General features: G+C 64.9%; 19 protein-coding genes. 11 read left to right on the top strand and 8 right to left on the bottom strand.

Translation table 11 applies throughout. The features are described 5' to 3' along the window. Positions 1–15: 15 nt before the first annotated feature. Positions 16–402, bottom strand: a complete 387-nt coding sequence (locus CS1BSM3_RS13260; RefSeq protein ID WP_072387535.1) for a nuclear transport factor 2 family protein — start codon at positions 400–402, stop codon at positions 16–18. Positions 403–530: 128 nt separating this feature from the next. On the opposite strand from CS1BSM3_RS13260, the gene sucC reads away from it, so the two are divergent. From sucC to CS1BSM3_RS13275, 3 genes are all read left to right on the top strand, one after another. After that, positions 531–1,730, top strand: coding sequence for an ADP-forming succinate--CoA ligase subunit beta (gene sucC / locus CS1BSM3_RS13265; protein WP_072387536.1), 1,200 nt, complete (start codon positions 531–533; stop codon positions 1,728–1,730). Positions 1,731–2,001: 271 nt separating this feature from the next. Continuing rightward, the gene (locus CS1BSM3_RS13270) at positions 2,002–2,796 is read left to right on the top strand and encodes an enoyl-CoA hydratase (RefSeq protein WP_072387537.1); all 795 of its coding nucleotides are present in this window, start codon (positions 2,002–2,004) and stop codon (positions 2,794–2,796) included. Positions 2,797–2,825: 29 nt separating this feature from the next. Further along, positions 2,826–3,800 (top strand): NAD(P)H-dependent flavin oxidoreductase, encoded by a 975-nt coding sequence (locus tag CS1BSM3_RS13275; RefSeq protein ID WP_072388189.1) that lies wholly within the window; start codon positions 2,826–2,828, stop codon positions 3,798–3,800. Here the strand turns inward: CS1BSM3_RS13275 and CS1BSM3_RS13280 are convergent, their stop codons facing one another. Both CS1BSM3_RS13280 and panB read right to left on the bottom strand, forming a co-directional pair. Beyond that, a complete protein-coding gene (locus CS1BSM3_RS13280) occupies positions 3,801–4,811 on the bottom strand; it encodes an aldo/keto reductase (RefSeq protein WP_072388191.1) in 1,011 nt (336 codons plus the stop codon). Between the two features lie 110 nt (positions 4,812–4,921). Next, entirely contained in the window at positions 4,922–5,755 is an 834-nt protein-coding gene (panB, locus tag CS1BSM3_RS13285; RefSeq protein WP_072387538.1) for a 3-methyl-2-oxobutanoate hydroxymethyltransferase, read from the bottom strand. 381 nt (positions 5,756–6,136) lie between these two features. Here panB and CS1BSM3_RS13290 point away from each other — a divergent pair, with 381 nt between their 5' ends. From CS1BSM3_RS13290 to CS1BSM3_RS13315, 6 genes are all read left to right on the top strand, one after another. Continuing rightward, positions 6,137–7,477: an ABC transporter substrate-binding protein gene (locus CS1BSM3_RS13290; protein ID WP_072387539.1), complete on the top strand. Its 1,341-nt coding sequence runs from the start codon at positions 6,137–6,139 to the stop codon at positions 7,475–7,477. A gap of 131 nt (positions 7,478–7,608) precedes the next feature. Next, positions 7,609–8,949, top strand: coding sequence for an ABC transporter substrate-binding protein (locus CS1BSM3_RS13295; protein WP_072387540.1), 1,341 nt, complete (start codon positions 7,609–7,611; stop codon positions 8,947–8,949). Positions 8,950–9,131: 182 nt separating this feature from the next. Continuing rightward, complete coding sequence (locus tag CS1BSM3_RS13300) at positions 9,132–10,064, top strand: carbohydrate ABC transporter permease (RefSeq protein ID WP_072387541.1); 933 nt, start codon at positions 9,132–9,134, stop codon at positions 10,062–10,064. Beyond that, positions 10,061–10,969 (top strand): carbohydrate ABC transporter permease, encoded by a 909-nt coding sequence (locus CS1BSM3_RS13305; protein ID WP_072387542.1) that lies wholly within the window; start codon positions 10,061–10,063, stop codon positions 10,967–10,969. The genes CS1BSM3_RS13300 and CS1BSM3_RS13305 overlap by 4 nt, the downstream gene beginning before the upstream one ends. Positions 10,970–10,981: 12 nt before the next feature. Then, the gene (gene ugpC / locus CS1BSM3_RS13310) at positions 10,982–12,082 is read left to right on the top strand and encodes an ABC transporter ATP-binding protein (RefSeq protein ID WP_072387543.1); all 1,101 of its coding nucleotides are present in this window, start codon (positions 10,982–10,984) and stop codon (positions 12,080–12,082) included. Between the two features lie 131 nt (positions 12,083–12,213). Further along, positions 12,214–13,497 (top strand): MgtC/SapB family protein, encoded by a 1,284-nt coding sequence (locus CS1BSM3_RS13315; RefSeq protein ID WP_072387544.1) that lies wholly within the window; start codon positions 12,214–12,216, stop codon positions 13,495–13,497. 5 nt (positions 13,498–13,502) lie between these two features. On the opposite strand, the gene CS1BSM3_RS13320 is transcribed toward CS1BSM3_RS13315, so the two are convergent. Beyond that, positions 13,503–14,552 (bottom strand): zinc-dependent alcohol dehydrogenase, encoded by a 1,050-nt coding sequence (locus tag CS1BSM3_RS13320; protein WP_244540492.1) that lies wholly within the window; start codon positions 14,550–14,552, stop codon positions 13,503–13,505. Positions 14,553–14,621: 69 nt separating this feature from the next. Here CS1BSM3_RS13320 and mdoH point away from each other — a divergent pair, with 69 nt between their 5' ends. Further along, entirely contained in the window at positions 14,622–16,430 is a 1,809-nt protein-coding gene (gene mdoH / locus CS1BSM3_RS13325) for a glucans biosynthesis glucosyltransferase MdoH (RefSeq protein ID WP_072387545.1), read from the top strand. Continuing rightward, positions 16,427–16,825: a DUF2306 domain-containing protein gene (locus tag CS1BSM3_RS13330; protein WP_072387546.1), complete on the top strand. Its 399-nt coding sequence runs from the start codon at positions 16,427–16,429 to the stop codon at positions 16,823–16,825. The genes mdoH and CS1BSM3_RS13330 overlap by 4 nt, the downstream gene beginning before the upstream one ends. Positions 16,826–16,886: 61 nt before the next feature. Here the strand turns inward: CS1BSM3_RS13330 and CS1BSM3_RS13335 are convergent, their stop codons facing one another. The 4 genes from CS1BSM3_RS13335 to CS1BSM3_RS13350 all read right to left on the bottom strand — a co-directional run bounded on the left by CS1BSM3_RS13335 (position 16,887) and on the right by CS1BSM3_RS13350 (position 23,109). Further along, the gene (locus CS1BSM3_RS13335) at positions 16,887–18,029 is read right to left on the bottom strand and encodes a tellurite resistance TerB family protein (protein ID WP_072387547.1); all 1,143 of its coding nucleotides are present in this window, start codon (positions 18,027–18,029) and stop codon (positions 16,887–16,889) included. 92 nt (positions 18,030–18,121) lie between these two features. Then, the gene (locus CS1BSM3_RS13340; protein ID WP_072387548.1) at positions 18,122–21,277 is read right to left on the bottom strand and encodes an efflux RND transporter permease subunit; all 3,156 of its coding nucleotides are present in this window, start codon (positions 21,275–21,277) and stop codon (positions 18,122–18,124) included. 3 nt (positions 21,278–21,280) lie between these two features. Further along, entirely contained in the window at positions 21,281–22,504 is a 1,224-nt protein-coding gene (locus CS1BSM3_RS13345) for an efflux RND transporter periplasmic adaptor subunit (RefSeq protein ID WP_083528558.1), read from the bottom strand. Continuing rightward, positions 22,501–23,109 (bottom strand): TetR/AcrR family transcriptional regulator, encoded by a 609-nt coding sequence (locus CS1BSM3_RS13350; RefSeq protein ID WP_072387549.1) that lies wholly within the window; start codon positions 23,107–23,109, stop codon positions 22,501–22,503. Before CS1BSM3_RS13350 ends, CS1BSM3_RS13345 begins: the two co-directional genes overlap by 4 nt. Positions 23,110–23,469: the final 360 nt, after the last annotated feature.

Here is a 23,469-nt window from a genome sequence, read left to right on the forward strand (position 1 = left end):
CGCCCCGGGATGGAGCTACGCGGGCTTGCGGTAGACGTCCTTGAGCGCGATGCGCCCATCCTTGAACGTATAGACCTCGACGCCTTCGTGGTCGCTGACGGCGCCGTCAGCTCGGCGCGTCTCGGTCATTTTGAAGGTCATGAACGAGACCTCGGGCAGGTGCTGGTAGACGACATCGCGGAAACGCACCTCGCTGAACGTTTCCCGCTGGCGCTCGAAGTGGGCGTGAATGGCCTCGGGACTCGCGAGCAGGCGCGGCGCGCCCTTCTCGTCCTGTCCCCGCCACTGGAAATCCGGCGCGACGACACGGTAGAGGGCCTCTACATCCTTCTTGAAGAATGCGCGGCCAAAGGCCTTGAACAGCTCCTCACGCTCCGCCAGCGCCGAGCCTGTAAGTGTCATTTTTCGAGACCTCCCGAGATCTTATGCTGGGTGTAGTGCAGGCGATTTGGACGAAAGCTGCCCTTTCTTGTGCGCCGAAGACGGGCTAAGAGGGACGCCGTAACCGGCCACCACGGGGATACGATGCCATGAACATCCATGAGTACCAAGCCAAGGAGCTCTATCGGCAGTATGGCGTGCCGACGGGCAAGGGCTTCCCCGCATTCACGGTTGCCGAGGCCGTCGAGGCGGCCAGGAAGCTCCCGGGCCCGGTCTGGGTGGTCAAATCGCAAATTCATGCCGGCGGTCGCGGCAAGGGCAAGTTCGAGGAGGCTTCGGCCGGCAGCGGCGGCGGCGTCCGGCTCGCAAAGTCCGTCGAGGAGGTCGAGGCTTTCGCCGGCCAGATGCTCGGCAACACGCTCGTCACTGTCCAGACGGGACAGGAAGGCCGGAAGGTGCAGCGCCTCTATATCGAGGACGGCTCGGCGATCGCCCGCGAGCTTTATCTCTCCGCCCTCGTCGACCGCGCCACGAGCCGCGTCTCGTTCATCGTGTCGACCGAAGGCGGCATGGACATCGAGCAGGTCGCCCATGACACGCCCGAGAAGATCCTTACGTTCTCGATCGATCCCGCGTCGGGCTACTTCCCCTATCACGGCCGCAAGGTTGCATTTGCGCTCGGCCTCACCGGCGATCAGGTCGGCCAGTGCGTCAAGCTCGTCGGCGACCTCTACCGGATGTTCGTCGAGAAGGACATGGCGCTGCTCGAGATCAATCCGCTCGTCGTGACGAAGGACGGCAAGCTGCTCGCGCTCGACGGCAAGATGAACTTCGATTCGAACGCGCTCTTCCGCCAGAAAGACATCGTCGCGATGCGCGACCTCGCTGAGGAGGATCCCTCCGAGGTCGAGGCGTCGAAGTATGATCTCTCCTACGTCAAGCTCGACGGCCAGATCGGCTGCCTCGTGAATGGCGCGGGCCTCGCCATGGCAACCATGGACATCATCAAGCTCCATGGCATGGAGCCTGCGAACTTCCTCGATGTCGGTGGATCGGCCTCGAAGGAGAAGGTCACGGCGGCCTTCAAGATCATTCTCAATGATCCGAGCGTGAAGGGCATTCTGGTCAATATCTTCGGCGGCATCATGCGCTGCGATATCATCGCAGAGGGTGTTGTTGCTGCAGCGCGGGAGCTTGGCGTGACAGTGCCGCTCGTCGTGCGACTCGAGGGCACCAACGTCGAGCTCGGCAAAAAGATCATGGCCGAGTCGGGCCTGCAGATTCTCAGCGCCGACAACCTCGCCGATGCGGCGAAGAAGATCACCGATGCGGTGCGCGCCGCCGGCTAGGCGCAGCGACGGTTAGAATTATTCTTCATCGCATGAGGCACGCGCCCTCCGCGCGTGGAGCGAAAGCTCGTCCGGTTTTCGGACGGACTGTAACGTGTGTGCCACGAGCCGCGCACTTAGAGCGTGCAGCCATGTTCCCGTGCGATTGCCAATCGCCGCGGCTTGTCAGAGGATAGGCTCGGCCTGAGCGGAAGCATCTGCTGCTTGCCGTCGGGACGCTCGCCCAGGCTGTCGCCCGCAGTCGATTCTGCGGCCCTCTTGGAGACCTCGCATGGACCTCGGTACGACGAAGATGCTCGCCCGCAAGGAGGGCGGCATCGGCTGGATGATCTTCAACCAGCCGGAGAAGCGCAACGCCGTCTCCTACGAGATGTGGGTCGCAATCCCGAAGATCATCGCCGACTTCGAGGCTGATCCGAACGTGCGCGTGATCGTGCTCACGGGCGCGGGCGACAAGGCCTTCGTGTCCGGTGCCGACATCTCGGAGTTCGACAAGAAGCGCGACCGCGAAGAGACCATCAAGATCTACGACCAGGCCGGATCGACGGCGCAGGCAGCCATCAGCAATGTGAGCAAGCCGACCATTGCCATGATCCGCGGCCTGTGCGTTGGCGGCGGCGTCGCCATCGCCCTCAATACCGATATCCGCATCTGCGGCCACGACAGCTTCTTCGCCGTGCCGGCCGCGCGGCTGGGCCTCGGCTATCGCGCGTCCGGGATCAAGCGTCTCGTCGACATCGTCGGGCCTGCCTTCGCCAAGGAGATCTTCTTCACCGCGAACCGCTTCACGGCCGAGGACGCGCGCATCATGGGCCTCGTCAACCGCGTCGTGCCGGCGGAGGAACTCGAAGCCTACGTGCACAAGTATGCGGCGACGATCGCCGATAACGCGCCCCTGACGATCAAGGCCGCCAAGCTCGCGATCCATGCCGCGACCCAGGATGCCGAGAAGCGCGACACGGCCACGCTCGACGCCGCGATCAATGCCTGCTTCGCGAGCGAGGACTATGTCGAGGGGCGCCGTGCGTTCATGGAGAAGCGTCGTCCGGTATTCAAGGGGCGGTAGATAGCGCGGGGCAGGCTGGAGGCATGTGGATGCGCATCGAAACGCGGCTAACACAGCAGCTTGGGATCCGGCATCCCATCATACTGGCGCCGATGGGATCGGCTGCGGGTGGTGCGCTGGCGAGCGCGGTGACGAATGCCGGCGGCCTCGGACTGATCGGCGGCGGCTATGGCGATGCCGCGTGGATCGAGCAGCAGTTCCGCGAGGCTGGGAATACGCGCGTCGGTGGCGGCTTCATCACGTGGTCGCTCGCCCAAGCTCCGCAGCTCCTGGACGGAATGCTCGCGCACAAACCTGCCGCGGTGTTTCTGTCGTTTGGCGATCCGCGGCCCTTCGCGCCCGCGATCAAGGCATCGGGGGCACTGTTGATCTGCCAGGTCCAGTCCCGCGGCGATTGCATGGAGGCGCTGGAGGCGGGCGCCGACATTGTCGTCGCGCAAGGCACAGAGGCCGGAGGGCACGGCGCACGGCGTGCGACCATCACTCTGGTGCCCGAGATCGCCGACCTGCTGGCGCGCGAGGCGCCTGAGGTTCTGCTCTGTGCGGCGGGCGGCATTGCCGATGGGCGCGGCTTGGCGGCCGTGCTCGCGCTCGGTGCCGATGGCGTGGTGGTCGGCACGAGGTTCTGGGCAGCGGTCGAGGCGCTCGTGCATCCGAACGTGAAAGCCGCCGGCGTTCGGGCGACAGGTGACGACACGCTGCGCACGTCCTCGACGGACATCGTGCGCGAGAGGTACTGGCCGGGCCGGTTCGACATTCGGGTGGTGCGCAACGAATTCACGGATCGCTGGCACGGCAAGGAGGAGGAGCTGCGCGCCAACCGACCGCCCGAGACCAAGCGCGTGATGTCCGCGATCGATGCCGGTGACCCCGCGTTCGCGCCGATCATTGCTGGCGAAGCCCTCGGCCTTATTGAAGAGATCGAGCCGGCCGAGGCCATCGTCTCGCGCATGGTGCACGAGGCTGTCGATACGCTCAAGTCGACGGCGCGGCTCGTACGGTAGCTACACGATCCTCGCGTAGCGCCCCTCGACCGGATAGCCGGGATCAGTATAGCCGGGCGATGACGGATGCCCTGGCCTGACGAGACTATCGACCAGCGCCTCGTCCTCCTTCGTCCATGAGAACTCCAGCGCGCCCGGATAGATCGACCACTGCTCGAAGGTGCGCGGACCGGCGATCACTGAAGTGATGGCTGAATTGTTGAGGACCCACGCAACCGCAAAGTGGATGAGGCTCACGCCCTTGGCGTCGCAATGCGCCTTGAGCCTGGCTGCGACGGCGAGCGACTCGGCCCGCCACTCGGTCTCCATCATGCGCTTGTCGTTGCGCCCGGCGCGCGTATCCGGCGGTGCGTTGCTGCCGGGCTGGTACTTGCCGGAGAGGATGCCGCGCGCGATCGGGCTGTAGGACGCGACGCCAAGGCCGAAGGCGCGCGCGGCTGGAAGCACCTCCACCTCGGGCATCCGGTTCATGAGATTGTAGTAGGGCTGGAGAACGATCGGTGTCGGTGCGCCGACGGCACGGCAGGCCGTGTCGATCACCGGAATGTGCCACGCGCGCACGTTCGAGAGGCCCCAGTAGCGGAGCTTGCCGGCGCGAATGAGGTCGCCGAACGTCTCCGCGACGCTTTCCCATGGCACGCTCGGATCGACGCGGTGAATGTACTCGACGTCGATATGGTCGGTGCCGAGCCGCTTGAGCGACGCATCGACGGCTTCGATCATGTGCCTGCGGGAAAGACCGCGGTCATTTGGCCCCGGTCCCATCGGCTGGGCGAGCTTGCTCGCAAGGATCCAGTGATTGCGCCGCGCTTTGATGATGCGGCCGGTGACCTCTTCGGAGCGGCCTTGCTCGTAGACATTCGCGGTATCGATGAAGTTGACGCCGAGGTCGGCGGCATTGTCGGCGATCCGCTGGGCCTCGGCCTGCTCGGTCGGACCGCCGAACATCATCGTACCGAGGCAGAGCTCGGATACCTTGAGCCCGCTGCGGCCCAGCGTGCGATAGCGCATGGCGGCCATGGTGTGCTCCTGCTGATTGAGGTCCAGGACTGAATGGGTCGCGGCAATCATGGCGGCGGCACCGTCGCGGCGCAAGCGCGCGCCAGACCCAAGCCGAGATTTCAGCCGCGTTTCGACTTGGCGCTTTCGCCGAAGACATGCTCGGGGCCCGGGAAGCTGCGCGCGCGCACCTCCTCGGCATAGGCCGCGATGGCCGCTTCGGCATCACGGCCGAGCTCCGCATAGCGCTTCACGAACTTCGGCCGGAAATCGGTGAAGATGCCGAGCACATCATCGATCACGAGGATCTGACCATCGCATGCGGGGGAGGCGCCAATACCGATGGTCGGTATGGCGACGGCTTCCGTAATCGAGCGCGCAAGCGGCTCGGTGACTTTCTCGAGCACGACGCTGAAGGCACCGGCCTCGCTGACGGCCTTGGCATCCTGGAGGATCTGGTCAGCGCTGGCACCGCGGCCCTGGACCTTGTAGCCGCCGAACGCGTTGACAGCCTGTGGCGTGAGCCCGACGTGCGCCATCACGGGAATGCCGCGGCGCGTGAGGAAGCGGATCGTCTCGGCCATGCTGTCGCCGCCCTCAAGCTTGACGGCGCCGCAGCCCGTCTCGGCCATGACGCGGGCGGCGCTGCGGAAGGCCTGCTCGAGGCTTTCCTCGTATGAGCCGAATGGCAGATCGACGACGACGAGGGCGCGCTCGGCGCCGCGGTGCACGGCCCGACCGTGCATGATCATCATGTCCAGCGTAACGCCGACAGTGGACGGAAGACCGTGAAGGACCATGCCGACGCTGTCACCGACGAGAATGAGGTCGCAGTGGCGATCGACGATGCGCGCGATGGGCGTCGTATAGGCCGTCAGTGAGGCAATGGGCGTACCGCCCTTGCGGGCCCTGATGTCAGGCGGGGTCAGCGCCCTGCTGATGGATGTTGCGCTCATGGTTCTGTCCTGCTGAGGGGGCATCGGCTTGGAGCCGGGTCCTTTCTGTTCTAGCGCGATTGCCAGGCCATCGGTACCGGCAGCGAGCACGGCGCCCTGCGCACCGAGGCCTATCCAATGCGCTGCAAATGCGCTTTACTGGCCGCGCCGGCCAGCCGGCTAATCGAGCGGCGATATTACCCGCGCGCCGCTGGAAGCATCAGAAGCGGGGAGTCGAGGAGTCGGAGAAACCGACCCCGAAAGCGGTATCCGCGCCGCAGGAAACGCCATGTACGGCCGTCGATCGATGCCCTCATCGAGCCAGCCCGCTGCCGCCTTTCGGTCAGCGAGCCGAGATCGCGCGCGTCCCTCTCATGGCGAAACCATTGGGAGGATTGAAGCATGCCTAAGAAGAGGATTTCACGTCGCCGTTTCATAGCCGGAACTGCGGCCACTGCAGCCGCCATAACCGCGCCGTACGTCAGCACGTCATATGCTGCGGGAAGCCTCTCGCTCGGCATGTGGGATCACTGGGTCCCCGGCGGCAACAAGATCTTCGATCAGATCGCCCAGGAATGGGCGGCGAAAGAGAAGGTCGATCTCACGATCGACTACCTCAGCACCCAGGGCAACAAGCTGTTGCTGACGATCGCCGCCGAGGCGCAGGCGCGCGCCGGCCACGACGTCATGGATTTCTCGGCCTGGGAGCCGGCGCAGTATTCCCGCCAGCTCGAGCCCGTCGGCGACGTGATGAAGGAGGTGCTGGCGACCAATGGCCCGATCACGGAGGCCATGCAGTATATCGGCACGTACACGGGTGACTGGAATGTCGTGCCTTCGACGCGCGGCTCGCTGATCCTGCCGCCATGCTCGCGCATCGACTACTTCAAGCAGGAAGCCGGTATTGATTTGCAGGCGATGTTTCCTGCCGGCAAGGATCCCGCACCCGAAGCGGCGAACTGGACCTGGGACACGTTCCTCGTCGCTGCGGAGAAGTGCCACAAGGCAGGACACTCGTTCGGCCTGCCGCTCGGCGCAACGACCGACAGTCTCGATTGGGTCGGCTCGCTGTTCTCGGCGTACGGCGCGGCACTCGTCGATGCCAAGGGGAACATCACGGTTGACACGCCCGAGGTGCGCCAGGTGCTGGACTATTCCAAGCGCCTCTACGCCTTCCTGCCGCCGGACGTCGCTTCGTGGGACAATGCCTCGAACAACAAATGGCTTGTTTCCGGCAAGGGCGCGCTGATCTTCAATCCGCCGAGCGCGTGGGTGGTCGCGAAACGCGATGCGCCGGATGTGGCCGAGAAGCTCTGGACGCACGCCATGCCGAAGGGGCCGAAGGGCCGCTTCGCGCCGCTGCTGCCGCGCTATCAGGGCCTGTGGAACTTCTCGAAGAACAAATCAGCGGCGAAGAGCCTGCTCGTCCACATCAACAAGCCGGACAACATCCGCAAGCTGGTGGCCGGCGCGGCGGGCTACGACATTCCGCCTTATCAGAAGCTCCTCGACTACAAGGTCTGGGATGATCAGGGCCCGCCTCCAGGCACGCTCTCGCACTATCCCAATCGCGGCGACCAGAGGAATGTCATGCCGTGTTCACCTGCGCCTCCGCCGATCGCGTCGCAGCTCTACACGAATGCGATCATGCCGAAGATGATGGTACGGATCGGCCGTGGTGAGAGCATCGACAAGACACTGGCTTGGGCGAGGTCGGAGATCGAAGGCTACTCGCGCCAGTAATGTGAAATATGACTGAAATTTGTAGTGGCGTCGGCCCCTGACACGGGCCTAATATGTCAATGCGAACTTCGGGACATCGCCGCGAAAAGAAGCGATGCCAGACAACTAAATTCAAACGGAGGAAACTGCCAATGAGTAAGAAGACTATCAGCCGTCGGCGCTTTGTAGCCACGGGTGCTGCGGCGGCTGCGGGCGTCGTCGCTGCACCCTACGTCAGCACGGCTCAGTCCGGCGGAACCCTGAAGCTCGGTCTCTGGGACCACTGGGTCCCCGGCGCGAACAAGGGCGCCGAAGATGTGATCCGCGCCTGGGCTGACAAAGAAAAGGTCAACGTCGAGATCGACTTCATCACGTCGCAGGGCAACAAGCTGCTGCTGACCATTGCTGCAGAGGCGCAGGCGCGCTCGGGCCACGACGTCATTTCGCTGCCGACGTGGCAGCCGGCTCGCAATGCCAATCAGCTCGAGCCCATGGACGACGTGATGGGCGATCTGATCAAGCAGTATGGTCCGGTCAACGCCACCGTCGAATACCTCGGCAAGATCAACGGCAAGTGGACATCGGTGCCCTCGACCGTTGGCAGCCAGATGAAGGGCCCGGAGTCCCGCATCGATCTGATGAAGCAGCACGCGGGCATCGACATCCTGGCGATGTATCCGGCCGGGGCTCCGCCGAAAGCGGACGGATGGACGCTCGACGTCTTCCTGAAGGCGGCGCAGGATTGCAACAAGGCCGGCCATGCCTTCGGCATCGGCCTCGGCACGACGTCGGACTCGGTCGATACGGCCGGCGCGTTCTTCAACGCCTTCGGTGCCGTGCTCGTCGATCAGAAAGAGAACATCACGGTCAAATCGGAGAAGGTGCGCCAGGCGCTCGACTACTGCGTCCGGCTTGCGAAGGAGTATCCGGCGGACTCGCCCTCGTGGGACGACGCCTCGAACAACCGGTGGCTCGTTTCCGGCCGCGGCGCGATGATCTTCAATCCGCCGTCAGCATGGGCCGTGGCCGTTCGCGATGCGCCGCAGATTGCCGAGCAGATCTGGCATCACGGCATGCCGTCGGGGCCGAATGGCCGCCACGCGCCGTTCCTGCCGTTCTTCTGGGGCATCTGGAACTTCAGCAAGAACAAGTCGGCGGCCAAGTCGCTGCTGCGGCATATGTCGTTGCGCGAGTCGGCCGAGAAGATGGTGGAGGCGAGCAAGGGCTACGATATCCCGGCGTTCACCAGCTTCACCAACTTCAAGACGTGGGCTGAAATCGGCCCGCCGAAGGGAACGCTGTACCACTATCCCAACCCGCACAACCACCAGATCCTGTCGATCGCTGCGGCACCGAGCCCGCATCGCATCGCGGAGCAGATCTACACGCAGGGTCTGATGACCAAGATGATCGTGCGGGGTCTGCGTGGTGACAAGGTTGAGAGCGTGCTCTCCTGGGCCGAGAGCGAGCTCGAAGGCTTCATGCGCACCTGATCTGTCGTTCTCGCGTCACTCTTCGCCGCTCGTGCGGCGGAGAGTGCGCAGGCTCACAGGATCGAGGGGCGTTTGGCCGCAGATTGCGGCCAGCGAAGGAATGCCTGGACGGTGCACGTCTGCACCGTTGCAGCGAGGCTGCGGTCCCTGAGGCCGCCCGCATTTCTCATGAGGCTGAGGCAATGGTTGACGCAACAATGAAGTCGGACGCTGCTGTTGCGCGCGGCCGACAAAGCAGCTCACTTCAGCGCACGTTCCAAAGGAAGTCGACAATCGCCTTCCTGATGACGCTGCCGCTCATTCTGCTGATCGCGGTATTGGTGATCTATCCGGCATTCTATGCCGTTCACCTCGCGACGCTGAACAAGACCATGGAGCGCTATGTCGGCTTCTCCAACTTCTTGTTCCTCTTCAAGCGCGAAACGTTCTGGATGGTCGTCTGGCAAAGCTGCATCTTTGCCATCACCGCCGTGATCTTCAAGGCGATCATCGGGTTCATCGTCGCACACCTCGTGCACAACATTCCGAGCAAGGGCCAGCGCAAGTGGCGCGGCATGCTGCTCATTCCGTGGGTCATCCCTCCGGCGATGAGCACGCTCGCGTGGCTGTGGCTGTTCGATCCCTCGTACTCGGCCTTCAACTGGATTTTCGAGCGGGTCGGCATCAGTCCGATCCCGTGGCTCGGTGACGTCTACTGGGCGCGCTTCTGCGTCATTCTCGTAAACGTCTGGATCGGCGCGCCGTTCTTCATGATCATGTATCTGGCGGCGCTCAAATCGGTTCCCGAGCAGCTCTACGAGGCTGCGAAGATCGACGGCGCCAACTGGTGGCAGACGATGCGCTTCGTGACCATTCCGATGATGCGCAACATCATCGCGATCACGGCGCTGTTCTCCACGATCGTCACGTTCGCCAACTTCGACATCGTGCGCGTTCTGACGCGGGGTGATCCGCTGGATCAGACGCATGTGTTCGCGACGTGGGCCTTCCGCGTCGGCATCGAGGGTGGCGACATCCCGCTCGGCGCGTCGGTCTCCCTGTTCATGGTGCCCATCCTGACCATCGGCGCGATCTTCATTCTGCGCGATATCGTGAAGCGGGGGAACGAAGCATGACGGCGGCGGCATCAACTGGAGCGGTTGCCGTCCACCCGAAGTACGGCAGCATGAGCAGCGACCGGAGGTGGGCCCTGCGCTGGTCCTACTTCTTCCTGATCCTGTTCGCGATCTTCTTCCTCACGCCTCCTGTCTACATGCTCATCACGTCGTTGAAGACGAGCCAGGAGATCTCGGCGATCACCAATCCGTGGTGGGTCTACAATCCGACACTCGATAACTATCGCGAGCTGCTGACCTCAAATCAGTATCTGAGGTTCTTCCTCAACTCGTCGATCGTGTCGGTGTCGGTGGTCACGATCACCATGCTGATCAGCGTGCCGGCCGCGTTCGCCCTCTCGCGAATGAAGTTCTGGGGCTCGACGCTCCTCGGAACGGGCGTGTTCCTCACGTATCTCATTCCCGAGACGCTGCTGTTCATTCCGCTTTTCAAGATGATGGCAGTGTTCAACGATCTGACCGGCATTTCCCTGATCAACAGGTGGTGGGTGCTGCTGATCCTCTACCCGACGCTCACGGTGCCGTTCTGCACCTGGATCATGATCGGCTACTTCGCCTCGATCCCGAAGGAGCTCGACGAGGCGGCGCTGATCGACGGCGCCACCTGGACGCAGACGCTGACGAAGATCTTCATTCCGGTTGCCCTTCCGGGGCTGATCGCGGCGACGATCTTCGCGTTCACGGTGAGCTGGGCGCAGTTCCTGTATCCGCTCGCCTTCACGACGTCGGAGAGTCAGCTCGTGCTGCCGGTCGGCATCATCACGACGCTCATCAAAGGCGACGTCTTCAACTGGGGTCAGATCATGACCGGTGCGCTGCTCGGTGCCGCGCCGCCGCTCATCATCTACGCCTTCCTCATGGACTACTACATCGCCGGCCTCACCGCTGGTGCCACAAAAGGGTAAGGGCGAGCATCGATGGCCGAAGTACATATCAGAAAAGTCGTCAAGAAGTACGATGAGGTGCTCGCCGTACGGGGCATTGACCTCGACATCCGCGACCACGAGTTCGTGGTTCTCGTCGGGCCTTCAGGGTGCGGCAAGACCACGACGCTGCGCATGATCGCGGGCCTCGAGGACATCACGGACGGCGAGATCGCGATCGGCGGTGACGTCGTCAATGACGTCCCGCCCAAGGACCGCGACATCGCGATGGTGTTCCAGAACTATGCGCTTTATCCGCATATGACGGTCCACGAGAACATGTCGTTCGGGCTCAGGCTCAAGAAGTTCCCGAAGGACGAGATCAACCGCCGCGTCGACGAGGCAGCTCGCATCCTCGACATCACGGAGCTGCTCGACCGCAAGCCGAAGCAGCTCTCCGGCGGCCAGCGCCAGCGCGTTGCCATGGGACGCGCGATCGTGCGCAATCCCAAGGTCTTCCTCTTCGATGAGCCGCTTTCGAACCTGGACGCGAAACTGCGCGTGCAGATGCGCATCGAGATCAAGAAGGTGCATCAAAAGGTGCGCACGACGACCGTCTACGTGACGCATGACCAGGTCGAGGCGATGACGCTGGCCGATCGCGTCGTCGTCATGAACAACGGGATCATCGAGCAGGTCGGCACACCGAACGAGCTCTACCATCACCCGAAGACGCGCTTCGTCGCGGGGTTCATCGGGTCGCCGGCGATGAATTTCATCCCGTGCAAGCTGCAGGACGAGGGCGGTCAGCTCAAGTTGCGTATCAACGACGGCCTGGCGCTGCCCATCCCGCCTGCCCGCGCGGGCCAGTATGGCCAGCACAAGGGCAACGGCAGCGTGCTCCTCGGCCTGCGACCCGAGCATCTCACCGATGCCCGTTCTCAGCTCGATCCGGGCGTGGTCGCCTTCGACGCCAACCTCGAAGTGACCGAGCCGATGGGTATGGAGACGCTGGTGTACTTCCCGATCAACGGGGAGACGGTGTGCGGCCGTGTCAATCCCGCGGCCGGCGCGAAGGACGGTGCGCCGCTCAAGATGGCGGCCGACCTCAATCAGATGCACCTTATTGATGCGAAGAGCGGTCTCGTCCTCTGATCTGACGAGATACATCGAAGGGGAGCGGCAGACGGTTCCCCTTCGTCCTCCCAGGCGCTATCCATAGTTGTTTCGCCGGCAGCAGGCAGCGGCTGACCGGTGCGTCGTGCTGTCCCTATGATCGAACGGCTATGGATACCTTCGAACTTTTTCAGCGGCTTTCGGTGGCGTTGGCGATCGGCCTTCTGGTCGGTCTCGAGCGCGGTTGGAGTGGGCGCACGGAGGAGGAAGGCTATCGGACGGCCGGCCTCAGGACGTTCGCGCTGAGTGGATTGCTCGGCGGCGTATGGGGAGCCATCGCGAAGGAAACCATCAACAGCGGCGGCGCCGTGGCGCTCGGTGCCGCGTTCGTCGTCTACGCGGCGATCTTCGCGTTCTTCCGTTATCGCGAGGTCGCTCACGATGGGACATTCGGTGCGACGACCGTCGTCGCGGCCATGCTGACATTTGCCCTCGGCGCGTTCGCTATTCTCGGGAGCATGGAGGTGGCGGCAGCGGGCGGCGTCGCCGTCACGGCTCTGCTCGCATGGAAGAGCCTGCTGCACACCTGGCTGAGAAGGATGACGCAGGAGGAGCTGCGCTCGGGTCTCGTCCTGCTGGCGATGACCTTCATCCTGCTGCCCGTGCTGCCGAACCGGACGGTCGATCCGTGGGATGCGCTCAATCCCCACGAGATCTGGCTGATGACGATCATGATCGCGTTCATCAGCTTCGTCGGTTACGTCGCCGTGAAGCTCGCGGGGGACAGGCAGGGCATCGCGATCACCGGCCTCGCGGGCGGACTCGCGTCCTCGACGGCCGTGACGCTGACCCTCGCGAAAGTCGCAAGCGAGAACGCGGGGCAGGCGCGTTTGTTGGCGGCAGGCGTGCTTTTTGCGAGCGCGGTGATGGCGGGGCGGGTGCTGGCGATCGCCAGCGTCATCAATCCGACTGTGCTGGTGGCGATCGCTCTGCCGATCGGCGCGGTCGGCGCTGCGCTGGCGCTTGGCGCGTTGGTGTTGATGCTGCGCAGCGCGGGGGGCGAGGCAGACCATGGCGAAAGGTCGATCGCACTCAAGAACCCGTTCGAGCTGGGTACGGTGCTGCAGTTCGGCGCGATTCTGGCGGCGGTCATTCTCGCAACGAAAGTGCTGACGGGCCTGGTCGGCTCGGCGGGCGCCTATCTCGTCGCGGCGGTGTCCGGGATTGCCGATGTCGACGCGATTACGCTGTCGATGGCGCGCAGTGCCGGCGGCGGTGGGGCGACGGTGGCCGTGGCGGCGGTGGCGATTTTCATCGCCGTGGTGGTGAACACGATCACCAAGGCCGTGATGGCGTGGTCGATCGGGGGCTCGGCCATGGGCTGGCCAATGGCGATCGTGTCGGCGCTCTCCATCATTGCGGGCGCTCTCGGACTGATGTTCGGCGCCAGATAGTCGGTTCAATAGCGGATGACCGGCGCGAGGCCGGCCGCGCCCGGAGCAAGAATGCGCGGCAGTGCGACAGGCGCATCGGCAAAGGCGATCTCTTCGGTGACGAGCACGTCAAGCGCAGGATCGGCGAGGAGCGCGAGCGCCTTCTCGATGCGGCGGCGGTAGCTCCAGCGCGGGCGCCGGCCGGGTGAGACCTGACCGACCTGCGAGGACTGCAGCTTGAGGCGCTGACTGTGGAAGGCGCCGCCGAGCGGCGACGGCACATCCTTGTTGCCGTACCACGAGAGCTCGACGACCGTTGCCTCCAGGCCGGCGCAGGCGATGGCGGTCGCAAGGCCCGCTGCGGACGCGCTGGTGTGGAACACCACATCGGCATTGCGTGGTGCGTCGGCGGGTGTCGCGAACCGCGCGCCAAGGTTTGTCACGATACCATGCCGGTCGGCGATATCGACGACGGTCACATCGGCTCCGGGCAGGCGCGCGGCGAGGTGGCCGACGAGGAGCCCGACAATGCCGGCGCCTACAACCACGATCCGATCGCCGGCGCTGGCACCGGAGTCCCAGATCGCGTTGAGCGCGGTCTCCATGTTGGCGGCAAGCGTTGCCCGTCGGACCGGCACGTTGTCGGGAAGCGGGACGAGCATCTCGACGGGTGCAATGAAGCGATCCTGATGAGGATGAAGGCAGAAGACGGTGCGGCCCGCGAGCGCCGCGGGGCCTTCCTCCACCGTCCCGGTCGCGCAATAGCCGTATTTTACTGGAAAAGGAAACGCGCCCTCTTGCAGGGGCGCGCGCATGCGCTCCCATTCCTCTTGGCCGACGGCGCCACTGATGACCAGTCGCTCGGTACCGCGGCTGATACCGCTGAATGCGGTCCGCACGAGGGCTTGCCCCGGCTCGAGCGACGGGAGCTCGCTCAAACGTATTTCCACCGCGCCCGGCGCCGTGTACCAGATGGCCCGGGCGGTTCGCGCCGGGTCGGTCGACCGGAACGAATGGGCCGGTGAGGCGTTGGCGAGAGGCAATTCTCGCGCGGTGTCTTTCGGTTTGTCGGCCATGGTCGATCCGTTCCGCGGCGTCCCGCCCTTCATCAGGGCATTCCCCTCAAAACCCCAGCAAGCACAGCAATGACCAACAACGTTGATGATGCGGCGCCGCGCGGCGCGAGGCTCGCAGGCGCTCCAAGCCTTAGCGTACCGACCGGGCTCCAGGCAAACGCCGAGCTCTCCCGCCGTCGCCTGATCATGATGGTGCTCAACGTCGTGACGTGGCTCGCCATGCTCTGGCTCGCAGCGAAGGTGCTCGGGGCCGGCGGCTGGACCATCGTCGATATCATCATGTTCGTCTGCTTTGCCTTCGGCACGCCGTGGACGGTCGTCGGCTTCTGGAACTCGGTGATCGGGCTGTGGCTCCTGCACTTCCACAAGGACCCTATGGGGGCGGTCGCGCCCTATGCGGGTGCAGGCGATGTGCCGACGCCGATCACGATCAAAACGGCCGTCTTCATGACGCTGCGCAATGAGGACCCCGCGCGCGCCATCCGGCGCCTCAGGATCGTGAAGGAGAGCATCGACGCGACGGGCGAGGGCGCGGCCTTCAGCTACTTCGTGCTGTCGGATACGAACAGGCCGGAGGTGGCGGCGGCCGAGGAGGCCGCGATCGCGGCCTGGAAGGCGCAGGATCCTGATGCGGCGCGCATCACGTACCGCCGCCGCGAGGAGAACAAGGGATACAAGGCCGGCAACGTCCGCGATTTCTGCGAGCGGTGGGGCAAGGACTACGAGCTGATGCTGCCGCTGGATGCGGACAGCGTCATGTCGGGTCCGGCGATCGTGCGGCTCGTGCGCATGATGCAGGCCCATCCGCGGATCGGCATCCTGCAGTCGCTCGTGGTGGGAATGCCGTCGTCGTCAGCGTTCGCGCGCATCTTCCAGTTCGGCATGCGCCACGGCATGCGCTCCTACACCATGGGACAGGCGTGGTGGGTGGGGGACTGCGGCCCCTTCTGGGGACACAACGCGGTCGTGCGCATCAAGCCGTTCGTGGAGGACTGCGACCTGCCGCTGCTGCCGGGCAAGCCACCGCTCGGCGGCCACGTGCTCTCGCATGATCAGGTCGAGGCGACGCTCATGCGGCGCGCGGGTTACGAGGTGCGCGTGCTGCCGGTCGAGAACGGCTCGTGGGAGGAGAACCCGCCGACCATGCTCGACTTCGCGCAGCGTGATGTGCGCTGGTGCCAGGGCAACATGCAGTACATCAAGCTGCTGGATCTGCCGGGGCTCTATGCCATGAGCCGCTTCCAGCTCCTGTGGGCGATCCTGATGTTCATCGGCATTCCGGCGTGGACGCTGATGATCGCGCTGCTGCCCATCGCCGCCTGGGAGGGGCAGTCGATCGCGAACTATCCGGTGGGACTGGCGATCTTCCTCTATGTGCTGTTCTTCGTGATGTACCTGAGCCCGAAGATTGCCGGCCTCATCGATGCGGTGCTCACGAAAGGCGGTGTAGCGCGCTATGGCGGCCCGGTGCGGTTCGCCGTGTCGGCGGTGCTCGAGCTCGTGTTCTCGTTCCTGCAGGGCGCGATCTCGACGATCCGGACGTCGATCTTCATGATCGGCCTGGCGTTCGGGAAATCGGTCGTGTGGGGCGGACAGTCGCGCGACGCCTATGGTATTTCTTGGGCGACGGCCGTGCGCAATCTCTGGCCGCAGACGTTGTTCGGCATCGTCGTGTGCGGCTTGCTGTGGTTGATCAACCCGGCCGTATTCTGGTGGAGCCTGCCGCTGACGGCTGGTTACCTCGTCGCGGTCCCATTCGCGGTACTGACCGCATCACTGGCGCTCGGCCGCTGGTTCAAGCGGATCGGCCTCGCCGGCATTCCCGAGGACTTCGAAGCTCCGCCTGAGATCCGTGCAGTACAGGAGGCGAGCGCATGACACTCCAACCTCTGCTTTCGGCGAGCCCCGCCATACAGATGCACGCCTTTGCGGCCATGGCGGCGTTCGGCCTCGGCCTCGTGCAGCTCACACGGCGCAAGGGCGATTTTCCGCACCGGACGGTCGGTTATATCTGGGTCGGTCTGATGCTCCTGATCGCGGGGAGCTCGTTCTGGATTCACCAGATGAACCAGTGGCACGGCTTCAGCGTCATTCACCTCTTGTCGATCTGGGTGCTCTTCATCACCCCATTCGCAGTGATGATGGCGCGCCGCGGAAATATCTCGGCGCACAGGCGCGGGATGATCGGCCTCTATGCCGGCGCGCTTCTGGTCGCCGGCTTCTTCACGTTCATGCCCGGCCGGATCATGCACGCCGTGCTGTTCGGCGGCTGACAGCATTTGCCGCCGGCTGCGGTGTCGTGCCGGCGGCCTTGCTGTCGTCGTCGATCGTGCCTTACGCGGCTTGCCGTGCCGTCGCGTCGATGTGCGCGATAAGCTGCTGATCGAGGTCGAGATCGTTGGCCAGGCGCACGAGGAAGTCGTGCTCTTCCTCGTTGTCGAGGTCGATCGCGATGCGCGCGGCGGTGTAGACCTGAACGGCTTCCGCTTCACCGTGAACGGCGCTGGCGAGCTCCTCAGGCGTTGCAGGATTATTGAGCTCGTTGGCGAGGAACTCCTCGGCGTCGCGATCGACGCCCATCTGCTTCAGCCCGCCGACGATCCTGTTCATTTCCTTCTCGTCGATGCGGCCGTCGGCAGCAGCGGCAGCGATCATCGCGCGGATATAGAGGAGCGCGGTGTCGTGGGTTATGGCACGGGCTTCGTAGCCTGAGCCCGCCGGCGCCTCGACAAGTGCCTGGGGTGTGCCGCCGCCGAGCACGGGCTTGCCGGCCTGATAGTTCTGCATGGCCTTGTAGGCGAGGCCACCAATCAGCGCGAGCGCGCCGAGCTTGAAGGCGCTGCCGGCAATCGCGCGGCCAGTCTGCGTGCCGAGCACGACGGCGCCGAGCCCACCTGCGGCTGCACCAGCACCGAGCTTGTTCTTCTCGACGAGCTCTTTCGCTGCGTTCATCAGCTCCTCGGGTGACTTGCCCGTGGTCCTGGTGAGGATGTCGCGGAGCTGGCCCGAAGCGCCGGTCGCATCGTCGATACGCTGCGCACCTTCCTTCGCGCCGGATGTCGCTTGCCCGAGGATCTGGCCGAGGATGTCCATCAGGTTGCCGCCGCCGGCGCCTTGGCCGCCGGAGCCACCCGATTGCGACTGCGTGAGATTGCGCAGGAGATCGTCGAGGAAGCCACCGCCGCCTTGGCCCTGGCCAGGGCTTGCGCCGGGTGCGGCATTCGGGGCCGCGGCGCGACTGCTGGCGGGCGCGCCGCCGCCCGAGAACTGACGCATGAGATCATCGAGGGCGCCGATACCGGATGAATTGCCCGCACCGCCGCGCGCCGGATCACCTTGCTGGCGCGCGCCGCCGAGCAATTGTCCGAGAAGATCTTCGAGGCCGCCTCCCTGCCCGGACTGAGCTTGGGGGGTATTCGGCGAATTCGGGGACGCACCCCGAACCATCATCTCGAGTAGGCTTTTTGCATCGAACATGACCGCACTCCGCTACTGATACGAGCAGTGTGCGCATTACGGTATGCTTGTGGTCTGTCGCGTACAACCCGCAGAGCGCCGAAGAAAAACACCTATTCCGCGGCGACGGGCCGTGCGGGCTGCTGCCCGGAGTGGGTGGCCGGCTCCGTGGTGGCCTGAGCTTGCGCGCCATGCGCTTCGTCGCTCGGGCCGACGAAGCGCCCGAAGATCCACCACATGAACCGCGAAAAGTCGTCCATCACAGCGAAGACCGCGGGCACGAAGAGCAGGCTCAGGAGCGTCGAGGAGATGAGGCCGCCGATGACCGCCACGGCCATCGGTACGCGGAACTCGCCGCCCTCACCTGCGTTCAGCGCCGCCGGCACCATGCCGCCGACCATGGCGATGGTGGTCATGACGATCGGGCGCGCGCGCTTGCGGCCGGCATCGACGATGGCCTCGGCGCGGCGCACGCCTTTCGCCATCTCCTCGACGGCGAAGTCGACGAGCAGGATCGCGTTCTTCGTCACGATGCCCATGAGCATCAGGATGCCGATCACGACCGGCAGGCTGACCGATTCATTGGCGAGATAGAGTGCGAAGATCGCGCCGCCGATCGAGAGCGGCAGCGAGAACAGGATGGTGATCGGCTGCAGGAACGAGCCGAAGAGGAGCACCAGCACCGCGTACATCATCATGATGCCGGCGCCCATGGCCTTGGCGAAGCTCTCGAACACCTCGCCCATGATCTCGGCATCGCCGAACTGACGCACCTCGACGCCGGCCGGCAGGTTCTGTGCGGCGGGCTGTGCGAGCACGGCGGAAAGGGCGTCGCCGAGGGCTGTGTGGCCTGCGAGATCGGCGCCGATCACCACCTGACGGCGGCGGTCGTAGCGGCTGATCGCCGTCGGCCCCTGGCTCATCTTGAAGTCGGCGACGACGCTCAAAGGCACCGAACCGCCCGTGGCCGTCGGAACCTTGAGGTTCTCGAGCGTGGATCTTTCGCTGCGGGCATCCTCGCTGAGCTGAACCCGGATCGGGATCTGGCGATCATCGATGTTCATCTTCGCGAGCGCGGCCGGAATGTCGCCGATGGTGGCGATGCGCACGGTTTCCGAGATGGTCTCGGTCGACACGCCGAGGTCGGCGGCGAGCTCCGTGCGCGGCACGACGAGTAGCTCAGGGCGATCGAGCTCGGCCGTCGAGACGACGTTGAGCAGCATCGCGTTGCCGTCCTTGTCGACGACACGCTTGGCATCCGACGTAAGGGTCGCGGCGACGCGGTCGACCTCGGCGCCTTCGCGGCCGGTTACGACGACAGTGAAGGCGCGCTGGCCATTGTCGCGCAGAAACCAGTAGCGGATGTCGGGGACGGTCGCGAGATCGGCGCCGATGGCCTCGGTGATCGTGATCTGATTGTCCTTGCGTCGGGTCTTCGGCACGAGATTGATCGTCAGCGTCGCTTTCCGCACTTCAGCGCCCGAGCCGAGGATCTGGCCGCCGGTCACGAAGACGCTCACGACGTCGGAGCGGCGCTTGATGCGGTCGGTGATGTCGTTCGTGATGCGCCGCGTGTCGTCGAGGCGCGAGCCGGGCGGCAGCTCGACGGCGAGCAGAATGCGGCCGGTGTCGTCGGTCGGCAGGAACGCCGACGGCAGCAGGAAGAAACTGCCGATCGAGGCTGCGAAGATGCCGAGGCCCGCAATCAGGGTCAGAAAGCGGTGGCGCACCGACCAGCGTGCCAGGCGCGTGTAGGCGCGCAGCCAGCGCGGCTCGTGATCGCTGTGCGGACGCGGGCGGAGGAAGTAGGCGGCGAGCAGCGGCGTCAGCAGGCGCGCGACGATGAGCGAGAAGAATACCGCGATCGCGACCGTCAGGCCGAACTGCTTGAAGTACATGCCGGCAATGCCACCCATGAAGCTCACAGGCGTGAAGACGGCGATGATGGTCATCGTGATGGCGATGACGGCAAGACCGATCTGATCCGCCGCATCGAGCGATGCGCGGTAGGGCGGCTTGCCCATGGCCATGTGGCGCTCGATGTTCTCGATCTCGACGATGGCGTCGTCGACGAGAATGCCGGTCGCGATGGTGATCGCGAGCAGACTGACGAGATTGAGGGAAAAGCCGAGCGCGTGCAGGACGAAGAATGCGGGAATGATCGATAGCGGCAGTGCAACGGCGGTGATGATCGTGGCACGCCAGTTGCGCAGGAACAGGAAGACGACGGCAATGGCGAGCAGCGCGCCCTCGACGAGCGTCTGCATGGTCGACGTGTAGGCGCCACGCACGGCCGTCGTCGTCGTGTCGATCATGGAGATCTGGACGTCGGGGTAGAGCTTCACGAGCGCCTGGACGGCATTGTGGACGTCAGTAGACACGGTCGTGTCGCTCGCGCCCTTGGCGCGCGTGATCGAGAAAGCGACCACCGGCTCCTTGTCGACGACGGCGAAGGCGCGCGGCTCCTCGTAGGAGTCGGAAACCGTGCCGAGCTCGTCGAGGCGCACCTTCCGACCACCGGGAAGGGCAATCATCGTCGAGGCGAGCTTCGCGACGGTCGTCTGGCCCGCAAGCGTACGGATGGCCTGTTCGCGACCACCGATCTCGCCGCGTCCGCCTGCAAGATCGACATTGGTTGCGCGGAGCTGTCGGTTGACATCTCCCGCAGTGACGCCGAGCGAGAGAAGGCGGTCGGGATCGAGCGCAACGCGGATCTCGCGCTTGACGCCACCGACGCGGATCACCTCGCCCACGCCCCGCACACCCTGCAGCGTGCGGACGACGACGTCATCGACGAACCAGGAGACTTCCTGCGGTGTCATCGCCGGCCCACGCACCGCGTAGGTGACGATCGGCAGGCCTTCGACGTCGAGACGCGCAATGACAGGCTCCTCGATCGTGCGGGGAAGCTCGGAGCGGACGCGCGCGATGGCGTCCTTCACATCGTTGACGGCGCGGTCGGTGTTCGTCTCGAGGCGGAACTCGATGACGGTCAGGGAAATGCCCTCGGTGACGGTCGACGTGATGTGCTTGACGCCGTTGACGCTGGCGATTGCGTCCTCGACGCGCTTCGTAACCTGCGTTTCCAGCTCGGCCGGGGCCGAGCCCGATTGGTAGATCTGCACGCGAACAATGGGGACGTCGATGTTCGGGAAGCGCGTGATCGGCAACTGCTTGAAGGCGATGGTGCCGAGCACCATCAGCACGAGAAAGAGCGTGAGCGGCGGAACCGGATTACGGATCGACCATGCCGAGACGTTGAAGTTCATGGCTTATCGCCCGTCTGCGATGGCGCGGGGAAGGACGACAGGGCGGACCCGATCGCCATGGCGCAGGAAGGTGCCGGACTTGGCGACCACGAGCGTGCCCTCGGTGACGCCGCTGCGGATCTCGAGCTTGTCCGCCTCGGCGAGGCCGAGCGTGACCGGGCGGGTTTCGATGGTCTCGTTCTCGACAACCTGGACGCTCGGTCCCGACTTGGTGAACAGGACGGCCGAGCGGGGGACGGCGAGACCTGAGCCGTGCGCGATCACGACCTCGCCGCGCGCGAACGTGCCGACGCGGAGATTCGGATCATTGCCGAGCAGGATGCGCACGCGGCCGAGGCGAGTCGTCGGATCGACGGCCGGCGAGACGAGGCGCACGGTGCCGTCGACTTCGCCGTTTCCGGGAATGGCGATGCGCGCCTTCTGTCCTGGTGCGAGGCGGACGAGGTGTGCCTGCGGGACCTCGGCGTCGAGCTCGATCTGGCCGTTCGCGACCATACGGAACATCGGCTCCTGAGAGACGAGTGCTGCGCTGGCGCCGATGCGGGCGCGTCGATGGCTGATGACGCCGTCGGCGGGGGCCGTGACCTCGGTTTTCGAGCGGCGCCAGAGGAGCTCGCGACGCTGGGCCTCGATGCTGGCACGGTCGGCTTCGGAGGCCTTGAGGCCGTCACGCGCCGCGAAAAGCTGAGCCTCCGCGAGCTTGAAGAGCGACTCGCGCTGATCGAAGACTGCCTCGGAGACGTGACCCGACTCTTTGAGCGTGCGTGCGCGGGCAATTGCGTTCTGCGCTTCCTTGAGACGCGCTTCGGCCTCGGAGATCGTGCTGCGTGCCTGCGCGGTCGCGGCGGCATTGCGGGCGAGCGCCGCTTCGTTCTGCGCAAGTTGGGCATCGAGCGTGTCCGGCACGAGCCGCGCGAGCACCTGGCCACGCTTGACCGCCGCGCCCTCCTCGACGAGCACGTCGAGGACGCGCAAGCTCTCGATCTCGGGGCCGATCAGGATCTCCTCCCGCGGAATGAGCGAGCCGCTGAGCGCGAGCGTTTCGATAAAGGCGTGCGGCGCGACGCGGACGACACTGACGCTGGCCTGGAGTTTTGGCGTCGCGTCCGGGGCCGGCTGCGTCTTCTTCTCGGCGGCAAGCGACGGCAGAAGCCCGGCCTTGTAGGTGAAGGCTCCGGCACCGGCGAGCACGACGACCAGTCCCCAGAGGAGCAGTTTCTTCTTCATGACTTGGCCTCGTGGGCTACGGGACGGAGAAGCGCCGCAACCGCCTCCAAGAGCGGGGGCAGGACGACATCAGCTTTGAAATTCTCATCGACGGCGCGGCGCCAGAGCATTCCGTCCGCGATCGTCATGAAGGCCTCGACGACGGTGTCGATATCGAAGACGGGGGCGATGCGGCCTTCGGTCTTCAACTTGGTGAAGAGGTCGTGGAAGGAGCCGCGGATGAAGCCTTCGACCGACTTCTGGATCTCACCGACTTTGGGATTGCGGGTGGCCTCGATGCCGACCTCGACGCAGAGAAGGCGGCGATGGAGCGGGTCCTCGAGGAATTGCCGGCCGAGGGCGGCGAGCGCGCCCATGAAGTCGGCCCCCACGGGCATCTCGGCGAAGCGGCTCGCGAACTCCGCGCGCTCGCGCTCGCAAATGCCGGCGATGAGGGATTCCTTGCTGTTGAAGTAAATGTAGAGGGCGCCGGGGCTGACCTCGGCCTCCCGGCAGATGTCCTGCATGGTGGTGCGGTGGAAGCCGGCGCGCGCGAAGCAGCGCCCCGCAGCGTCGAGGATATGGTCGCTGCGTTCCCGTAGGGTTTCTGGACTGAGCTTGGCCATGGCTGAAGACCGTCCGCCGCGTCTTGTGCGATGCAATAAAAACGAACGATCGTTCTTTTTCATGGCGGGGGTGGGGTCGTCAAGCGGCATTTTGGTGACGCACGAGGCTGTGAAGGTGCGATACGGAGAGGTGCCCGAACTGCTGGACAGCAATGGGGTGGTCCCGTGACGTTGTAGAGGCGCCTCAAGGGGGAGCTCGCGGCGCACGCGCGGCACGAGTGCGGCAGCAACCCGAGGGCTGCGGACTTTCAGGTGGGCAAGGTCGGCGGCTACAATTGACGGCGATAGCGGACATTGCCAGATGGAGGCAGCTCCGGGCGCGCAGTCTGCTCGCCGGTTGGCTCAGGCCCAAGCGAGGGA

It is taken from the genome of Hyphomicrobium sp. CS1BSMeth3 (genome assembly GCF_900117415.1).
Lineage (GTDB): Bacteria > Pseudomonadota > Alphaproteobacteria > Rhizobiales > Hyphomicrobiaceae.